Below are 17608 nucleotides of genomic sequence, written 5' to 3'. Positions count from 1 at the left end.
CGACTCCTGTTGCCCGGGCGCCCAGGCGCCTATGGCTAGCGTACCCAGCGGTGCAGTGACTGCCCCATCAACCCTCTGCGCGCAGGCCGTATGAGCTGGCTGCGCCGTATGCCATGCAAAGACGCCCACTCGGCGTGGGCGTCTTCGGCACGGCTTACTTCAGCGCCTTGAAGCGCAGGCGGTGCGGCTGCGCGCCTTCCGCGCCCAGGCGGCGCTTCTTGTCTTCCTCGTACTCGCGGTAGTTGCCCTGGAAGAACTCCACGTGCGAGTCGCCTTCGAAGGCGAGGATGTGCGTGGCGATGCGGTCCAGGAACCAGCGGTCATGCGAGATCACGAACGCGTTGCCCGGGAATTCCAGCAACGCGTCTTCCAGCGCACGCAGGGTTTCGATGTCCAGGTCGTTGGACGGCTCGTCCAGCAGCAGCACGTTGCCGCCCTGCAGCAGGGTCTTGGCCATGTGCAGGCGGCCGCGTTCACCGCCCGACAGCGAGCCCACCAGCTTCTGCTGGTCCTGGCCCTTGAAGTTGAATCGGCCGATGTACGCGCGCGACTGGATCTCCACGCCGTTGATGTTGAGGATGTCCAGGCCGCCGGAGACTTCCTGGAACACGTTGTGGTTGCCTTCCAGCTTGTCGCGGCTCTGGTCCACGTAGGCCAGCTTCACGGTCGGGCCGATGTCGATCTCGCCCGAGTCCGGCTTCTCCTGCCCGGTGATCATCTTGAACAGGGTCGACTTGCCGGCGCCGTTGGGGCCGATGATGCCGACGATGGCGCCCGGCGGCACCTGGAAGCTCAGGTTGTCGATCAGCAGGCGGTCGCCGAACTTCTTGCTGACGTTCTTGAACTCGATGACCTTGTTGCCCAGGCGCTCGCCCGGCGGAATGAAGATTTCATTCGTCTCCTGGCGCTTCTGGTAGTCCACCGACTGCAGTTCCTCAATGCGCGCCAGGCGCGCCTTGCCCTTGCTGCGTCCGCCCTTGGCGTTCTGCCGCGCCCACTCCAGTTCCTTGGCGATGGCCTTCTGCCGCGCCTTCTCCTGGTTCTCTTCCTGCTTCAGGCGCTCTTCCTTCTGCACCAGCCAGTCGGTGTAGTTGCCCTTCCACGGGATGCCGCGGCCGCGGTCGAGCTCGAGGATCCACTCGGCGGCGTTGTCGAGGAAGTAGCGGTCGTGGGTGACCGCCACCACGGTGCCGGTGTAGCGCGCGAGGAACTGCTCCAGCCATTCCACCGATTCGGCGTCGAGGTGGTTGGTCGGTTCGTCCAGCAGCAGCATGTCCGGCTTCTGCAGCAGCAGCTGGCACAGCGCCACGCGGCGCTTTTCACCACCGGACAGGTTGCCGATCACCGCATCCCACGGCGGCAGGCGCAGCGCGTCGGCGGCCACTTCCAACTGGTGTTCCAGGGTGTGGGAATCGCCGGACGCCAGGATGGCTTCCAGGCGCTGCTGCTCGGCGGCCAGCTTGTCGAAGTCGGCGCCTTCCTCGGCGTAGGCCTCGTACACGCGATCGAGCGCGGCCTGCGCGTTGATGATCTCGCCCAGGCCCACTTCCACCGCCTGTCGCACGGTGTGGGTCGGGTCCAGCTGCGGCTCCTGCGGCAGGTAGCCGACCTTGATGCCGGGCTGCGGACGCGCCTCGCCGGTGAAGTCCTTGTCCACGCCGGCCATGATCTTGAGCACGGTCGACTTGCCCGCGCCGTTCAAGCCCAGCAGGCCGATCTTCGCGCCGGGGAAGAAGGACAGCGAGATGTCCTTGATGATCTGGCGCTTGGGCGGAACGGTCTTGCTGACACCGTTCATGGTGTAGATGAATTGCGACATGGGGGCTCCGGTCGGGCGCGGCGCCTCGAGGGCGTCGCTGGGCATGCGTCGGCACCCTGCGCGGGGCAGGGCCGGGGGCACTGGGGATCGCACCATTATCGCGGATGGCGGGCGTTGGCGCCAATTTGCTGGGGGTGGTTGGCGGTTCTTGTTCAGGGGGACTGTTTTGGCTTCGGGTGGGGGTCGCCGGCCAGCGTGGGGGTGGCTGCGCCCCTCCGTCGGGGCATCCTGCCCCGACGGAGGGGCCGCGGACCATCCCGGCCCGGCGCCCAGACGCTAGACAGTCGCCCCACGAAGCCACCCATTAGCCCCAGCCTTCACGGCCCGTTAAACTGGGCAACCCCCCCCAGTCCCCAAACCCGTCGGAGTGGCAATGTTCCAGCGCAATGCCCGCATCGAAGCTTTTGACCCCGAACTCGCCAAGGCCATTGCCGACGAGACCCGCCGCCAGGAAGACCACGTCGAGCTGATCGCCTCGGAAAACTACGCCAGCCCGCTGGTGATGGAAGCCCAGGGCAGCCAGCTGACCAACAAGTACGCCGAAGGCTATCCGGGCAAGCGCTACTACGGTGGCTGCGAATACGTGGACGTGGCCGAGAACCTGGCCATCGAGCGCCTGAAGCAGCTGTTCGGTGCCGATTACGCCAACGTGCAGCCGCACTCCGGCTCGCAGGCCAACCAGGCCGTGTACTTCGCCCTGCTCAACCCGGGCGACACCATCCTCGGCATGTCGCTGGCCCACGGCGGCCACCTGACCCACGGCGCCAAGGTCAACATCTCCGGCAAGCTGCTCAACGCCGTGCAGTACGGCGTCAACGACCAGGGCCTGATCGACTACGACGAAGTCGAGCGCCTGGCGCTGGAGCACAAGCCGAAGATGGTCGTGGCCGGCTTCTCCGCGTACTCGCAGAAGATCGACTGGGCGCGCTTCCGCGCCATTGCCGACAAGGTCGGCGCCTACCTGTTCGTCGACATGGCGCACGTCGCCGGTCTGGTCGCCGCGGGCGTGTACCCGAACCCGCTGCCGCACGCGCACGTGGTCACCTCGACCACGCACAAGACCCTGCGCGGCCCGCGTGGCGGCATCATCGTCGCCAGCCGTGCGGCGATGGGCGAGCAGGCCGAGGAGATCGAGAAGAAGCTGCAGTCGATCGTCTTCCCGGGCATCCAGGGTGGCCCGCTGATGCACGTGATCGCGGCCAAGGCGGTGGCGTTCAAGGAAGCGCTGGATCCGGCTTTCACCGAGTACCAGCAGCAGGTGGTGAAGAACGCACAGGCGATGGCGAAGGTGATCATTGCCCGTGGCTACAAGATCGTCTCCGGCGGTACCGAAAACCACCTGATGCTGGTCGACATGATCGGCAAGGACGTGTCCGGCAAGCAGGCGGAAGAGGCGCTGGGCAAGGCCCATATCACCGTCAACAAAAACTCGGTGCCCAACGACCCGCGCAAGCCTTTCGTCACCTCGGGCCTGCGTATCGGCACCCCGGCCGTCACCACCCGCGGCTACAAGGAAGCCGACTGCGTGGCGCTGGCCGAGTGGATCTGCGACGTGCTGGACAACCCGAATGACGAGAACGTCATCGCCGGGGTGCGCGAGAACGTCAGCAAGCAGTGCAAGCAGTTCCCGGTCTACGGTTGATGCACGCGACGCCCCGCTCCTGCGGGGCGTCTGCTTTTGCACCCGCTTGATCCCTTAGTCGTCAACGGCCACCCTAGACGCATGCATTGCCCTTTCTGCCAGCACCTGGACACCCGCGTGATCGACTCGCGCGTGTCCGATGACGGTGCCACCATCCGTCGCCGTCGCGTGTGCGAGGCGTGTGGCGAACGTTTCTCCACCCTGGAAACCATCGAGCTGAAGCTGCCGGCCATCGTGAAGAGCGATGGCCGCCGCGAGGCCTTCGATGCGCGCAAGCTGCGCAGCGGCTTCGACCGCGCGTTGCAGAAGCGCCCGGTGTCGGAGGAACAGATCGAGGCGGCGGTACGCGCCGTGGTGCACCGCGCACGAATGACCGCCGAGCGCGAGCTGGCTTCGCGCCGGCTGGGCGAGTTCGTCATGGCCGAGCTGCGCAAGCTGGACCACGTCGGCTACGTGCGCTTTGCCTCGGTGTACCGCGACTTCCAGGACGTGGCTGATTTCCGCGAGGAACTCGACCGGCTGGAAAGCGACCACGGCGGAGAAGGACAGTTGTCGCTGCTGGAAGGCGAGGCCGAGCCCGTCGCCAAGGGTCGCAAACGCTGACGGCGTTGCCCGACGTCAGTGCCTGGCCATGCCGGCAGTGACCGCATCCGCTTCTGGAGGACAGATGGACCATTTTTCCGCCACCGACCACGCCATGATGGCCCGTGCCATCCGCCTGGCCGGGCGCGGCGCCTACACCACGCGCCCCAACCCGATGGTCGGTTGCGTCATCGCCCACGGTGATGAAGTGGTGGGCGAGGGCTGGCACGTGCGCGCCGGTGAGGCGCACGCCGAGGTGCATGCGCTGCAGCAGGCCGGCGAGCGTGCCAAGGGCGCCACCGTGTACGTGTCGCTGGAGCCGTGCGCGCACACCGGTCGCACCGGTCCGTGCGCGGACGCGCTGGTGGCCGCGGGCGTGTCGCGCGTGGTCGCGGCGATGCGCGACCCGTTCCCGCAGGTCGACGGTGCCGGCTTCGACAAGCTGCAGGCCGCCGGCATCGCCGTCGAAAGCGGGCTGATGGTGGGTGATGCGCGCGGGCTCAACCGCGGTTACCTGTCGCGTCAGGAGCGCGGGCGCCCGTGGGTGCGGATCAAGCTGGCCACCAGCCTGGACGGCCGCACCGCGCTTGAGAACGGCGAGTCCAAATGGATCAGCGGCGAGGCTTCGCGCCACGACGTGCAGCATTGGCGCGCCCGCGCCGGCGCCATCCTGACCGGCGCCGGCACCGTGCTGGCCGATGATCCGTCACTCACCGTGCGGCTGGGCGATGACACTCCGTTCCTGCCGCCGCTGCGCGTGGTGCTCGACCCGGGCCTGGCCACGGTCACCCGCGGCCGCGTGCGCGAGGGCGATGCGCCGACGCTGTACATCCACGCTCCCGACGCGAAACGGCCGCGCGGCATGACCGCGCAGGCGGCGACCGCGCCGGTGAAGGGCGGGCTGTTCGACCTGGAGGCCGTGCTCAAGCTGCTCGCCGAACGCGAGATCAACGAAGTGCAGATCGAGGCCGGTGCCACCCTGGCCGGCGCCTTCATGGCCGCCGGGCTGGTGGACGAGATCCTGCTCTACGTGGCGCCGGTGCTGCTGGGCGAGAACGCACGGCCGATGTTCGATGGCCTCGGCATCACCACCATGGCCGAGCGCCACCACCTGCGCATCGTCGAAACGCGCTACATCGGCCACGATGTGCGGCTGCTGCTGCAGCCCATGCACACCGGATAGGGACACCCCCCGCAGGGCGGAACGAGGAGCCATTGATGGGTACGAGCAGTTTCAAGGACCACTTCTCCGGCGTCGCCGACGCCTACGCCGCCGCGCGACCCGAGTATCCCGACGCGCTGTTCGATGCGCTGGCTGCCCACGTGCCGGCCAGCGCGCACGTATGGGAGCCGGGCTGCGGCAGCGGCCAGGCCACGCGTGGGCTGGCTGCGCGCTTCGCCCACGTCCACGCCACCGATCCGAGTGCCCAGCAGTTGTCGTCGCATTGGGCGCACGCTGAAGCTGCGGCCAACGTGTCGCTGGCGGTCGAGCCCGGCGAGCGCACCACCCTGGCCGAGGGGTCAGTGCAACTGGTCGCCGTGGCCCAGGCGCTGCACTGGTTCGACCGGCCGGCGTTCTTCGCCGAATGCCAGCGTGTACTTGCGCCCGGCGGCGTGCTGGCGGCATGGGGCTACCCCGACTTCCTCGCTCCCGAGGGCATGACCGAGGCCGTGGCGGCCTTCCGTGCCCGCATCGAACCGCACTGGCCGCCGGAACGCGAGCAGGTCGATGCGCGCTACGCCGGTTACGACTGGCCGTTTCCCGCGGTGCCGGCGCCGTCGCTGTGGCTGGAAGCGGAATGGTCGTTGCCGCATTTCCTGCGCTACTTGTCCAGCATGTCGGCCAGTGCCCGCTGCCTGGCGGTCACCGGCATCGATCCGGTGGCCCACCACGCGCCGGCCTTGGCGGCGGCGTGGGGCGATGCTGCGGATGTACGCACCATCACCTGGCCGCTGTTCCTGCACCTGCGGCGCAAGCCCTGAGTCCACCAGGCTTGCGGGCGCCATCACTCCGGCCCGCCAGAGGACGTGCGCCCTGCCACCGTCGGATCGTCGACCGTCGGTCCTGCGTCGCCAACACAGCGTTCCACGCAGGATGCGCCCCCGCGCACGGGCCTTGCGGCCGGCCGGTGGTAGAATGCCGATGCCGCTTCGGCGGCAACCACGCGACGTCTTCAGGGCGGGGTGCAACTCCCCACCGGCGGTAGGTCGCCCGGCCCCGTGCCGAGCAACGAGCCCGCGAGCGCTTTCCATCGGTTCTTCCGCGGAAAGGTCAGCAGATCCGGTCCAATGCCGGAGCCGACGGTCATAGTCCGGATGAAAGAAGACGGCGTGCGCAACCGCTGCGACGCCCGTGCGCGCGGCGGGGCATTCCCGGTTCGCAGGGTCGGGGAGCGCCGCGCATGCCATTGCCTTGGGACGTTTTTCGCTCGCCCTCCACGCGGGAAACGTGCCATGTCCCATCCGTTGTTCGCCCATGTCTCCTTCCGTCCCGCGCATCGGCGCGTGCTTGCGGGAGGCGCCTGATGTTCACCGGCATCATCGAAGGCGTCGGCCGCCTGGCCACGCGTGAACTGCGCGGCGGCGACGCCCGCCTGCGCATCGAGGTGGGCAGCCTGCCGTTCGACGATGTGCGCCTGGGCGAGAGCATCGCGGTCAACGGCACCTGCCTGACCGTCATCGCCTTCGACGCCACCGCGTTCGAGGCCGACGCCTCCACCGAGACCCTGGCGCTGACCACCCTCGGTGCATTGCCCGAAGGCGCGCTGGTCAACCTCGAACGCGCCATGCGCCCCACCGACCGCCTCGGCGGCCACATCGTCAGCGGCCACGTCGACGGCGTGGGCCGCGTCGAGCGCATCACCGAGGATGCGCGAGCGCTGCGCTGGCGCTTCACCGCACCGACTGCACTGCTGCGCTACATCGCCAAGAAGGGCTCGATCTGCGTCGACGGCGTCAGCCTCACCGTCAACGAGGTCGATGACGCCGGCTTCGAAGTCGCGCTGATCCCGCACACCGTGGCGCACACCGCCTTCCAGCAGACCAAGGTCGGCGATGCGGTCAACCTCGAGGTGGACCTGGTCGCGCGCTACGCCGAGCGCCTGTTTGCCCATCGCAGCCCCGCCACCGACGACCATTTCGCAAGCGGCACCACCCCCGGAGAACCCGCATGAGCTTCGCCCCCATCCCCGAGATCCTCGAGGAAATCCGCGCCGGCCGCATGGTCGTGATCGTCGATGACGAAGACCGCGAGAACGAAGGCGACCTGATCATGGCCGCCGAGCTGGTGCGGCCGCAGGACATCAACTTCATGGTCACCCACGCGCGCGGCCTGGTGTGCCTGTCGCTCACCCGCGAACGCTGCCGCCAGCTGGGCCTGCCGCCGATGGTGCGCGACAACACCTCGCCGCACCACACCAACTTCACCGTCAGCATCGAGGCGGCCGAGGGCGTGACCACCGGCATCAGCGCCTACGACCGCGCCCACACCGTGCGCACCGCGGTGCGCCCCGACGCCGGTCCCGAGGACCTCAGCCAGCCGGGCCACATCTTCCCGCTGCAGGCGCAGCCGGGCGGCGTGCTCAACCGCGCCGGCCACACCGAGGCCGCCACCGACCTGGCGCTGCTGGCCGGGCTGGAGCCGTCGGGCGTGCTGGTGGAGATCCTCAACGCCGACGGCAGCATGGCGCGCCGCCCGCAGCTGGAGGCCTTCGCCAAGGAGCACGGGCTGAAGATCGGCTCCATCGAGGAACTGATCCGCTACCGCCTGGCCACCGAGCACACGGTCGAGCGCGTGGACAGCCGCGAGATCGACACCGGCCACGGCCCGTTCCAGCTGACCACCTACCGCGACCGCCTCAGCCATGCGCTGCACTTCGCGCTGCTGCGCGGCACGCCGGACAAGGCCGTGCCCACGCTGGTGCGTGTGCACGTGCAGAACCCGCTGGCCGATGCGCTGCACTGGCGCCGGCCGGACTTCGGTCCGGCGGTGGGCGACGTGCTGGCGACCATCGCCCGCGAAGGCTGTGGCGCGCTGGTGGTGCTGGCCGACACCGCCACCCCGGACGCGCTGCTGGCGCGCCTGCGCGAACCGGCCCAGCAGGAGGAGCTGACCCCCGGCGCCGGCCACGCCCTGACCGAATGGCGCCGCACGGGTGCGGGCGCGCAGATCCTGGCCGATCTGGGCCTGAGCCGGTTGCGCGTGCTGGGCACCGCGCGCAAGCAGATCGGTCTGGCGGGCTTTGGCCTGGAGGTCGTGGAGTACGTGGATCCGCACGGGCTTTGAGTCCAGCGGCTAAACTAACCCTCTTACCCCACGACCGGCCCCCGACATGCCCCACATCGAAGGCGACCTGCGCAGCCCCACCGGCGCGCGCTACGCCATCATCGCCAGCCGCTGGAACCCGCGCATCACCGACACGCTGGTGGCCGGTGCGCGCAAGACCTTCACCGAGAACGGCGTGGCCGAGGACGCGGTGGACGTGATCCGCGTGCCCGGCGCGTGGGAGATCCCGCTGACCGCCGCGCGCATCGCCGCCGCTGGACAGCACGCCGCCGTGGTGGCGCTGGGCTGCGTGGTGCGCGGCGATACCCGCCACTACGAGCAGGTGGCCGATGGCTGTTCCGAAGGCCTGATGCGCGTGGCGCTGGATTACGGCCTGCCGGTGGCCAACGGCGTGCTCGCCGTGGACCGTTTCGAGGATGCCCAGGCTCGCGCTGGCGGCAGCCATGGCAACAAGGGCGAGGAGGCCGCGCTGGTGGTGATCGAGATGTGCCACTTGCTGGACCAGTTGCCCGCCGCGCAGGACCTGCTGGAGGTGCTGGAATGAACAACCGTCGCCGCCCCGATGGCGTGGATCCTGTTGCCCGCTCGCGTGCGCGCCGCCGCGCGCTGCAGGCCGTGTACGCCTGGCAACTGTCCGGTGCCAAGGTCAACGACGTGATTGCCCAGTTCGCCCACGAGCAGGCCAAGGAGCCCGCCGACCTCGTCTACTTCGAGGACCTGGTGCGCGGTGTGGACGAGCACGTCAAGGCGCTGGACGAGGCCCTCGCCCCGTTCCTCGACCGCGAGGTCGAACAGGTGGACCCGGTGGAGCGCGCCGCGCTGCGCATTGCCGCCTACGAACTACGGCTGCGTCCGGACGTGCCGTACCGCGTGGTCATCAACGAGGCCATCGAAACGGTCAAGCGCTTCGGCGCCGAGCACGGCCACACCTACGTCAACGGCGTGCTGGACCATGCCGCCGCCGCATGGCGTGCGGTGGAAGTGGGCGCCGGCCGCTCGCGCTGAGTCTGTGGGCAGCACCGCCGAATTCGACCTGATCGAGCGTATCCGCCGGCGCGCGGCCACGCGTGACGACGTGGTGCTGGGCATCGGCGACGACGCCGCCATCCTGCAACCGCCACCCGGCCAGCAGCTGGTGGTGGCGATGGACACGCTCAACACGGGCGTGCATTTCCCCGAGGAAACCGCGCCGGCCGACATCGGCTGGAAGGCGCTCGCCGTCAACCTTTCCGACCTCGCCGCGATGGGCGCCATGCCCGCGTGGTGCACGCTGTCGCTGTCCCTGCCGCACAGCGATGCCGCGTGGGTGGATGCATTCCTCGATGGCTTCCTTGGCCTGGCGCAGATGCATGGCGTCGCCCTGGTCGGCGGTGACACCACGCGCGGGCCGTTGTCGGTATCGGTGACCGTGCATGGTTTCGTGGCGCCGGGGCTTGCATTGCGTCGCGATGCCGCGCGTGTCGGCGACGAGGTCTGGGTCTCCGGCACCGTGGGCGATGCCGCGGGTGCGTTGGCTCAATGGACGTCTGGCCAACCTGTGGCCTCTGGCCTGCGAGATCGACTTGATCGGCCAACGCCGCGCGTGGCGCTGGGGCGCGCACTGGTGGGATTGGTCCACGCCTGCATCGACATCTCCGATGGATTGGCTGCAGACCTCGCGCATGTGGCGCAGGCCAGTGGCGTGAGCATTGACGTGCATGCCCCGGCGCTACCGGCATCCGAAGCGCTGGTGAAGGCCTTCGACGTACCGCGGCGCATGCATCTGCAGGCCACCGGCGGCGATGATTACGAATTGTGCTTCACCGCACCCGGCGCATCGCGGGCCGCGCTGGTGCGCATCGCGAGTGAGATGGCGATTCCGCTCACCAGTATCGGTACCGTGACCGCAGCGACTGCACAGCTTCGCTTGCTTGACGCGGCAGGTCGACCGTGGGTGCCGTCGCGAGCCGGTTACGAACATTTTTCCGGCTGAGACTCAGCCCAGTACGGCGTGCACGCGTTCGCGCAGGTCCGGCACCGTTTCCGCCTCGAACCACGGATTGGCCTTGAACCAGCCCACATTGCGCGGGCTGGGGTGTGGCAGCGGCAGGTACTGCGGCGCGTACTCGCGCCATGCGCGCACCGTGTCGGTGAGCGAGCCCTTGCGCCGCGCACCGAGGAAATAGGCGTGCGCGTACTGGCCGATCAGCAGGGTCAGGCGAACCTCGGGCATCAGCGGCACCAGCTTCGGATGCCACGTCGCCCGACATTCGGGCCGCGGCGGCAGGTCGCCGGACGGCCCCTTGCCGGGGTAGCAGAAGCCCATCGGCACGATGGCCACGCGGCGCTCGTCGTAGAACGTGTCCGCATCCATGTCCAGCCATGCGCGCAGGCGCTGGCCGCTCGCGTCGTTCCAGGGGATGCCGGTGGCGTGCACCTTGGTGCCCGGCGCCTGGCCCACCACCAGCAGGCGTGCGGTGGCGCTGGCGCGCAGCACGGGATTGGGACCCAGCGGCAGGTGCGCCTCGCAGATGCGGCAGGCGCGGATGTCGCGCAGCAAGTGGTCCAGTTCGCGGCTCATGGAAGCAGCGACCCGCAAGCAAAGAAGCCAGGCGCAGGGCAAACGGTGCAGGCGATAGCCAGCGTTGTAAACCGCCGCGCCCTCGCACGAGATTCGTTCACGGCGGCAGCAGCTTGCCCGGGTTGAGGATGCCGTCGGGGTCGAACACCACCTTCAACTGCCGCATCAGCGCCAGCGTCGGCGGCGTCACTGCCTGCGGCATGAAGTCGCGCTTGGCCAGCCCGATGCCATGTTCGCCCGAGAGCGTGCCGCCCAGCGACACCGCCAGCGCGAACACCCGCGCCATCGCGGCGCGTGCGCGCTCCGATTGCGCCGCATCGGCCGGGTCGTACATCAGGTTGACGTGCAGGTTGCCGTTGCCGGCATGGCCAAAACAGACGATGGGCAAGTCGAACTCGCGCGCCAACGCCTGCACGCCATCGACCAGCGCGGGAATGCGCGACACCGGCACCACCACGTCCTCGTTGATCTTGCCCGGCGCCAGCGTACGCAACGAGGGCGACAGCGCCTTGCGCGCGGCCCAGAGCTTCGCGCGGGCCGCATCGTCGGCGGCATCGTCGAGCGAGACCAGGCCATCGCCTTCGGCCGCGCGGGCCAGTGCCTCGATGTCGTGCGGCAATGTCTCCGCATCGCCATCGGCTTCGATCATCAGCAACGCACCGGCATCGGCCGGCAGGTCGGCGCCGCCCACGTCGCGCGCCAGCCGCACCGCATGCGCATCCATGAATTCCAGCATCGACGGCGTCACCGGTTGCGCCATCAGCCGCGCCACCGCCTGCGCCGCGCTGGACACGTCGCGGTAGATCGCACGCAGCGCGCGTCGCGAAGCAGGCGCGGGCGTCAGTCGCAGGCTGGCCTCCACGATCAGCGCCAGCGTGCCCTCGCTGCCCACCAGCAGGCGGTGCAGGTCGTAGCCGGTGGCGCCCTTGGTGGTGGCAGTGCCGCACTCGATCAGCTCGCCCGCGCCGGTGACCGCGGTGAGCGCGAGCACGTTGTCGCGGCTGGCGCCGTACTTCACCGCGCGCGGGCCACCGGCGTTGCAGGCCAGGTTGCCGCCGACCGTGCTGAATGCCGCGCTGGTCGGGTCCGGTGGCCAGAACAGCGCATGCGGCTGCAGCACCGCCTGCAGGTCGCCGTTGAGCACGCCCGGTTCCACCACCGCGCAGCGGTCGCCCGGACGGATGTCGAGGATGCGGTTCATGCGTTCGAACGACACCACCACGCCGCCGGCCACCGGCACCGTGGCACCGGTGGTGTTGGTGCCGCGACCGCGGGCCACCAGCGGCACGCGGTGGGCGCGGCAGGCACGGATCAGCGCGATCACCTGCTCGCGCGTGGTGGGCAGTGCGACCGCGTCGGGCAGGCTCTCGCGCCGTGAATTGTCGAAGGCGTAGGCCAGCCGCTCACTCGGGTCGGTGCACCAGGCGTCGCCGAGCAGGGCCGCGAGTTCGACGTGCAGCGACTGGGGCAGGGCGCTCATGGGCGCACGCCCGCCAGCGACCCAGGCGAATTTCGCCGGAAGTGCAGCGCACTCCGCTGCGGCCTCCTCATCGAATGTCATCCACGCGAAAGGCGTCGCGCAGCCACGTCAGAGTGGGTGCCGCGGCATCGCCTTCAGCGTCAATGACGTCGAAGCGGCAGGGCACATCCGCCCAGCGTGGGTGGTGCAGCAGGAACAACTGCGCGGCGCGGACGATCTTGCGGCATTTGCGCCAGTCCACGGAGGCCGCGCCACCGCCGAACCGGTCGTCGCGGCGGTAACGGACTTCGACGAAGACCAGGCTGTCGCCATCGCGCATCACCAGGTCCAGTTCGCCCAGGCGGTAGCCGACATTGGCCGCGATCGGGATCATTCCCTGGGTCATCAGGTGGTCGCGCGCGGCCGCCTCGACCGAAGCGCCCACGGCGCGCCGGTCACGCGGCGCGGCCGCGTCAGAGCGGAACGACGATGCCGCCACGGAAGGTGGACCACGCAGGCGTGCGCTGCACGTTGCCAAATCCGTCAATGCGCAGCGTGCCCGTGGCGCCCTGGATGCGACCGTCGGCCGATGACGCCAATCGTTCGAGGTAGGCAGTCAGCTGCCATGCGTCATGACCGAAGGCGAACAGGCGCGCCGCCGGACCTTGCGCGCTGGGCAGCAATGCCGCGGCGGCAGTTGCACTCGGCAGTCCGTGGATTCCCTGCGTCGACCAGGTCTCGGCGGGGAAGGCGATGCCATCAAGTGCAGCGTCCTCCGCGGCGTTGCCCGTGCCGGAGAGGAGTTGCGACGTCGCCACCACCGGCTTGCCAGTCAATCCAGCCAGGCTGAATCGCGCCATGACCGCGCGTGCGGCAGGGCCACGGATTGCCAGGAACATGCCATCGACGCCCTTTTGTGCGTGGGACGCGTAATCCGTTGTGGCGCTGCCGACGACGTCGACGACCACGGCGCCACGCTCGCCCAGGCGTTCACGCAACGCGAGCGTGGCCCGCCGCTGGCTGTCGTCCTCGCCGCCGACCACCAGGACCCGGGTCGCCTTGCGCGCGAGCAGCCATTCCGCCGCGGCGACGCCCTCGTCTTCGGGCGTCAGCGAGAAGCTGGCGTTGCCGGCGGGCGGCGGCACGTCGCCCCGGTTGAGCGCCAACACCGGTACCGGCAGCGACGGTCGGGAAAAGACGGTGGTCACCTCATCGCGCCCCAAGGGGCCGATGACAAAATCATTCCCTTCGGCCACGGCACGCTCGTAGGCAGCGGTTACGCCCGTGGCGGTGTCGTAGAACTGCACTTCAGGCTTGGCCCGCGTCTCGGCGAAGTAGCCGGCCAGCAACCCGTCGCGCACTGGCGCCGCGGCGGTAGCCAAGCTGCCGGACAGCGGAAGCAGCACGGCCAGCCTCACCGGCGGCCGGTAGCCGTCCCGGTCGGCGGCGGGGCGGTTGCCTGCATCGAACTTCCACGCGCTGCGGTCGAACGGACGAGGCAACGGCAGGCCGCGCAACAGCAGCGCGCGCCCCGCGTGGTTGTACAGGGGGTCGCCCTGCGGCAGGGCCGCGGTGTCGCGCGCCAGCGTGGCATTGTCGAGCTGCGCCAGCAGCCGGTCGATCTGTTCATCCTGCGCCTTGCGGGCGGGGCCGGCCTGCGCGGCGGCGCCCACTGCCAGCGCCTGCGCCTGCTGCATCTGCGGCGAACGGCTGGCCTGCGTGGTGCGAGGGCCTCCGTTCGGCGTGGTGACGCAGCCTCCGGCCAGCGCCGCCAACAGCACCGGCGCGAACATCCACTTCCTCGACACAGTCATCATCGACATGCAGCCGCCGCCATGCGGCGTTCCTGGGGGACCGGGTTAGGATTCTACCCGTCCCCCCTGTGGAAGCACGATGCACACCCCCGGCACCCTCCATGTCGTCGCCACGCCCATCGGCAACCTCGGCGACCTGTCCCCGCGCGCGCTGGAAACGCTGCGCACGGTCGCCGCGGTCTGCGCCGAGGACACCCGCCACACGCGGCAACTGCTGTCGCACTTCGGCCTGGAGCGGCCGCTGGTGGCCCTGCACCAGCACAACGAGGACGCGCAGGCGGCGCAGCTGGTGGCGCGCCTGCAGGCCGGCGAGTCGCTCGCGCTGGTCTCCGATGCCGGCACCCCGCTGGTCAGCGACCCCGGTTACCGCGTGGTCCGCGCCGCGCGTGCGGCCGGCATCAGGGTCTCGCCGGTGCCCGGTGCCTGTGCGGCCATCGCCGCGCTGAGCGTGGCCGGCCTGCCGTCGGACCGTTTCGCCTTCGAAGGCTTCCTGCCGGCCAAGGGCGCCGCGCGCCGCGAGCGCCTGTCGCGGCTGGCCGCGGAGTCGCGCACGCTGCTGTTCTACGAATCCGCGCACCGCATCGACGAGGCGCTGGAAGACATGGCCGCCGCTTTTGGCCCGCAGCGCCCGGCGGTGCTGGCGCGCGAGTTGACCAAGCTGTTCGAGACCGTGCTCGATGGCACGCTCGCCGGGCTGCTGGCCAAGGTCCAGGCCGACCCCAACCAGCGCAAGGGCGAGTTCGTGGTCGTGGTCGAAGGCGCGGGCGATGACGCGGATGCGCGCCTGGCCGAGGGCAAGCGCCTGTACGCCAAGCTGGCCGAGCACCTGCCGCCGTCCACCGCGGCCAAGCTGGCCGCCGAATTGAGCGGCGCGCCGCGGAAGGCGCTGTACGGCCAATAACCACGCCATCCGGCAACCGTTGGAACCATGCGACAATACGCACGGCGGAGCCGGCCAGACAGTCGCGTCATTCGCAAGAATGCCGAGGAAAGTCCGGGCTCCATAGGGCACGGTGCCAGGTAACGCCTGGGCGGCGCGAGCCGACGGAAAGTGCAACAGAGAGCAGACCGCCGAACGGTCCTTCGGGATGCGTGGCAAGGGTGAAACGGTGCGGTAAGAGCGCACCGCGAGTCTGGCAACAGACCGGCACGGCAAACCCCACCGGGAGCAAGACCAAATAGGGAGGCAATGCCGCGGCCCGCGGTGTCTCCGGGTAGGTTGCTTGAGCGCAGCGGTGACGCTGCGCCTAGAGGAATGACTGTCCACGACAGAACCCGGCTTACCGGCCGGCTCCGCCACTTCACTCCATCGCCCAGGCTCCGGTGCCGCTCGGATGGCGCGTCCGACCGCGGAGCGACCAGCGGCTACCGGATTCTTGCGCACCGCACCATCGCCATCCCCGGCTGCGGAGGGGATGGAAGGACCACGTGCAAGTGATTGTTATCCGGTGGTGAAGACCCGCCGAATCTCAAAATATGAGACGAAACAAGACTTAGTGGATAAGTCTTGAATAAGAGTGTGAAGTTTGCCTTAAACCCTTGATGCGCCAAGTGAAATTCCCACTGGAAAGTTGTTGACAACCCTATAGGGCCTGCCTAAGGTGGGCATCAGAGGGAAAACCGGGTTTTTTGTGGTTTTCCAGTGGCGAAGCTACCCGCCTAGAGGTGGCACGCACAAGGTGCTCAATGTTCCAGGGCGAAACCGCCATCACGATCGACGAGAAGGGCCGGCTGGCGGTGCCCACCGCCTACCGCGACCTTGTCGCGCGCGATTGCGGCAACAAACTGGTGATCACCTACAACCCGTTCGAATCCGGGTCCCTCTACATCTATCCGCTGCACGTGTGGGAGCGCGTCCGCGACGACGTCAACAAGCTCCCGCGGGTGAAGAAGTTCAGCCGGGTGATGCAGCTCAAGCTGGTGGGCGCGGCCCACATGGTCGAGCTGGACGGCAACTGCCGCATCACCATTCCCCCCAGCCACCGCAGCGCCGTCGGCATCGAGAAGAAAGCCGTGTTGCTGGGCATGGGCGACAAGTTCGAGTTGTGGAGCGAGCACGCGCATCACGAGCAGATCCGTCAGGTCATCACTGACGACGATCTGAGCGACGAGCTGCTCGATCTGCAGTTGTGACGGGCGGTGGCATGGACCGCGCGCATGCGGCATCCGGCCACCTCCCGGTCATGTACACGCAGGTGCTGGCAGGCCTGCGCGTGATGGGTGATGGCACCTACCTGGATGGCACGTTCGGCCGGGGCGGACACGCCCGCGGCGTGCTGGCGCAGTTGGGGCCCAAGGGGAAGTTGCTGGTGATGGACAAGGATCCCGAGGCGATCGCCGTGGCCGAACGTGAGTTCGGCGCGGACGCGCGCGTCGCGATTTACCGCGGCAGCTTCGCCGAGCTGGCGCAGTGGTCCGCCACCGCCGAAGGGCTGGACGGCGTGCTGTTCGACCTCGGTGTGTCCTCGCCGCAGCTGGACGTGGCCGAGCGCGGCTTCTCGTTCGGCAAGGACGGGCCGCTGGACATGCGCATGGACCCCGAATCCGGCGAAAGCGCCGCGCAGTGGCTGGCCCGTGCCGACGAGCGTGAGATCGCCGACGTGCTGTGGACCTACGGCGAGGAGCGCCAAAGCCGCAAGATCGCGCGCACGATTGTTGCCCGCCGCGACGCGCAGCCGCTGCTCCGCACCGCGCAGTTGGCCGAGCTGATCGCCTCCGTGATGCCGCGAGGCGACAGCAAGATCCACCCGGCCACGCGCAGCTTCCAGGCCATCCGCATCTTCATCAACCGCGAGCTGGCCGATCTCGAGGCCGGCCTGGACGCGGCCATGGCGCGGCTCAAACCCGGCGGTCGGCTGGCGGTAATCAGCTTCCACTCGCTGGAAGACCGCATCGTCAAGCAGTTCATCGCCAGGTATTCGAAGGCGCCGCCGGCCAACCGCCGCATGCCGGTCGAGCAGGCGTTCACGCCCACGCTGCTGGCCATCGACGGCGCGCAGAAAGCAACCGACGAGGAAACCGCTGCCAACCCGCGCGCCCGCAGCGCCGTGCTGCGCGTGGCCGAGAAGCTGGGGGTGGCCGCGTGACGCTGCGCATCGCCCTGGTAGCGCTGATCGTGGCCAACATCGTGTCCGCGCTGATGGTGGTGCAGGCGCGCCACCAGCACCGTCGCCTGTTCATCCAGCTCAGCCAACTGGAAAAGGCCCGCGACGACCTCAATATCGAATTCGGAAGGCTCCAGTTGGAGCAGGCGACCTGGGCGGAGAGCAACCGCATCGACCAGGTGGCCCGTGACCGCCTCGGCATGAAGTTTCCCGAAGGCGCCGAAACCGTGGTGATCCGGCCATGACCCGCCGCGACGCACAGCCCCACGCCACGCCCGGCCAGCGCCTGCTGGCCGCGATCCGCTCGCGCCTGCAGGCGCTGCGTGGCGACGGCGGCCGTGGG

18 protein-coding genes, 1 other RNA gene and 1 riboswitch are annotated in these 17608 nt (G+C 69.1%); of the genes, 14 read left to right on the top strand and 5 right to left on the bottom strand.

Annotation, left to right across the window (positions count from 1 at the left end):
- Positions 1-154: 154 nt before the first annotated feature.
- Positions 155-1819, bottom strand: coding sequence for an energy-dependent translational throttle protein EttA (ettA, locus tag IP93_RS00995; protein ID WP_144811099.1), 1665 nt, complete (start codon positions 1817-1819; stop codon positions 155-157).
- A gap of 373 nt (positions 1820-2192) precedes the next feature.
- On the opposite strand from ettA, the gene glyA reads away from it, so the two are divergent.
- The 9 genes from glyA (at position 2193) to thiL (ending at position 10300) form a co-directional block, all read left to right on the top strand.
- Positions 2193-3461 carry a serine hydroxymethyltransferase gene (gene glyA / locus IP93_RS00990; protein WP_144811097.1) on the top strand — a complete coding sequence of 423 codons (1269 nt, stop codon included), beginning with the start codon at positions 2193-2195 and terminating at the stop codon, positions 3459-3461.
- Between the two features lie 81 nt (positions 3462-3542).
- Positions 3543-4064 (top strand): transcriptional regulator NrdR, encoded by a 522-nt coding sequence (gene nrdR / locus IP93_RS00985; RefSeq protein WP_144811095.1) that lies wholly within the window; start codon positions 3543-3545, stop codon positions 4062-4064.
- Positions 4065-4128: 64 nt separating this feature from the next.
- Positions 4129-5226 carry a bifunctional diaminohydroxyphosphoribosylaminopyrimidine deaminase/5-amino-6-(5-phosphoribosylamino)uracil reductase RibD gene (ribD, locus tag IP93_RS00980; RefSeq protein ID WP_144811094.1) on the top strand — a complete coding sequence of 366 codons (1098 nt, stop codon included), beginning with the start codon at positions 4129-4131 and terminating at the stop codon, positions 5224-5226.
- 35 nt (positions 5227-5261) lie between these two features.
- Positions 5262-6026: a class I SAM-dependent methyltransferase gene (locus IP93_RS00975; RefSeq protein WP_144811092.1), complete on the top strand. Its 765-nt coding sequence runs from the start codon at positions 5262-5264 to the stop codon at positions 6024-6026.
- Between the two features lie 183 nt (positions 6027-6209).
- Positions 6210-6375, top strand: a riboswitch (FMN riboswitch).
- Positions 6376-6568: 193 nt separating this feature from the next.
- On the top strand, positions 6569-7216 hold the full coding sequence (locus tag IP93_RS00970; RefSeq protein ID WP_144811090.1) for a riboflavin synthase: 648 nt from the start codon (positions 6569-6571) through the stop codon (positions 7214-7216).
- A complete protein-coding gene (gene ribB / locus IP93_RS00965) occupies positions 7213-8328 on the top strand; it encodes a 3,4-dihydroxy-2-butanone-4-phosphate synthase (protein ID WP_144811088.1) in 1116 nt (371 codons plus the stop codon). Before IP93_RS00970 ends, ribB begins: the two co-directional genes overlap by 4 nt.
- A 46-nt stretch (positions 8329-8374) precedes the next feature.
- Positions 8375-8872 (top strand): 6,7-dimethyl-8-ribityllumazine synthase, encoded by a 498-nt coding sequence (ribH, locus tag IP93_RS00960; RefSeq protein ID WP_144811087.1) that lies wholly within the window; start codon positions 8375-8377, stop codon positions 8870-8872.
- Positions 8869-9333: a transcription antitermination factor NusB gene (gene nusB, locus IP93_RS00955; protein ID WP_144811085.1), complete on the top strand. Its 465-nt coding sequence runs from the start codon at positions 8869-8871 to the stop codon at positions 9331-9333. Before ribH ends, nusB begins: the two co-directional genes overlap by 4 nt.
- 4 nt (positions 9334-9337) lie before the next feature.
- Positions 9338-10300: a thiamine-phosphate kinase gene (gene thiL, locus IP93_RS00950; RefSeq protein ID WP_242006676.1), complete on the top strand. Its 963-nt coding sequence runs from the start codon at positions 9338-9340 to the stop codon at positions 10298-10300.
- A gap of 3 nt (positions 10301-10303) precedes the next feature.
- On the opposite strand, the gene IP93_RS00945 is transcribed toward thiL, so the two are convergent.
- From IP93_RS00945 to IP93_RS00930, 4 genes are all read right to left on the bottom strand, one after another.
- Positions 10304-10888 (bottom strand): uracil-DNA glycosylase family protein, encoded by a 585-nt coding sequence (locus tag IP93_RS00945; protein ID WP_144811082.1) that lies wholly within the window; start codon positions 10886-10888, stop codon positions 10304-10306.
- A gap of 97 nt (positions 10889-10985) precedes the next feature.
- A complete protein-coding gene (locus tag IP93_RS00940; RefSeq protein WP_144811081.1) occupies positions 10986-12368 on the bottom strand; it encodes an FAD-binding oxidoreductase in 1383 nt (460 codons plus the stop codon).
- A gap of 67 nt (positions 12369-12435) precedes the next feature.
- On the bottom strand, positions 12436-12846 hold the full coding sequence (locus IP93_RS00935) for a YraN family protein (protein WP_144811079.1): 411 nt from the start codon (positions 12844-12846) through the stop codon (positions 12436-12438).
- A complete protein-coding gene (locus IP93_RS00930) occupies positions 12821-14170 on the bottom strand; it encodes a penicillin-binding protein activator (protein WP_144811077.1) in 1350 nt (449 codons plus the stop codon). Before IP93_RS00930 ends, IP93_RS00935 begins: the two co-directional genes overlap by 26 nt.
- Positions 14171-14240: 70 nt before the next feature.
- Between IP93_RS00930 and rsmI the strand changes: the two genes are divergently transcribed.
- From rsmI to ftsL, 5 genes are all read left to right on the top strand, one after another.
- Complete coding sequence (gene rsmI, locus IP93_RS00925) at positions 14241-15062, top strand: 16S rRNA (cytidine(1402)-2'-O)-methyltransferase (protein WP_144811075.1); 822 nt, start codon at positions 14241-14243, stop codon at positions 15060-15062.
- A gap of 46 nt (positions 15063-15108) precedes the next feature.
- Positions 15109-15460: RNase P RNA component class A (gene rnpB, locus IP93_RS00920), an RNA gene on the top strand.
- A gap of 387 nt (positions 15461-15847) precedes the next feature.
- On the top strand, positions 15848-16294 hold the full coding sequence (mraZ, locus tag IP93_RS00915) for a division/cell wall cluster transcriptional repressor MraZ (protein ID WP_144811074.1): 447 nt from the start codon (positions 15848-15850) through the stop codon (positions 16292-16294).
- 11 nt (positions 16295-16305) lie between these two features.
- Positions 16306-17247, top strand: coding sequence for a 16S rRNA (cytosine(1402)-N(4))-methyltransferase RsmH (gene rsmH / locus IP93_RS00910; protein ID WP_144811072.1), 942 nt, complete (start codon positions 16306-16308; stop codon positions 17245-17247).
- Positions 17248-17300: 53 nt separating this feature from the next.
- Entirely contained in the window at positions 17301-17510 is a 210-nt protein-coding gene (ftsL, locus tag IP93_RS00905; protein WP_144811499.1) for a cell division protein FtsL, read from the top strand.
- The last annotated feature ends 98 nt before the right edge of the window (positions 17511-17608 follow it).

It is taken from the genome of Aerolutibacter ruishenii (genome assembly GCF_007830115.1).
In the GTDB taxonomy this organism is placed as follows: Bacteria; Pseudomonadota; Gammaproteobacteria; order Xanthomonadales; family Xanthomonadaceae; genus Aerolutibacter; species Aerolutibacter ruishenii.
The sequence above is the reverse complement of the archived record's forward strand: the minus strand, read 5'-3'. Positions and strand labels throughout refer to the sequence as shown.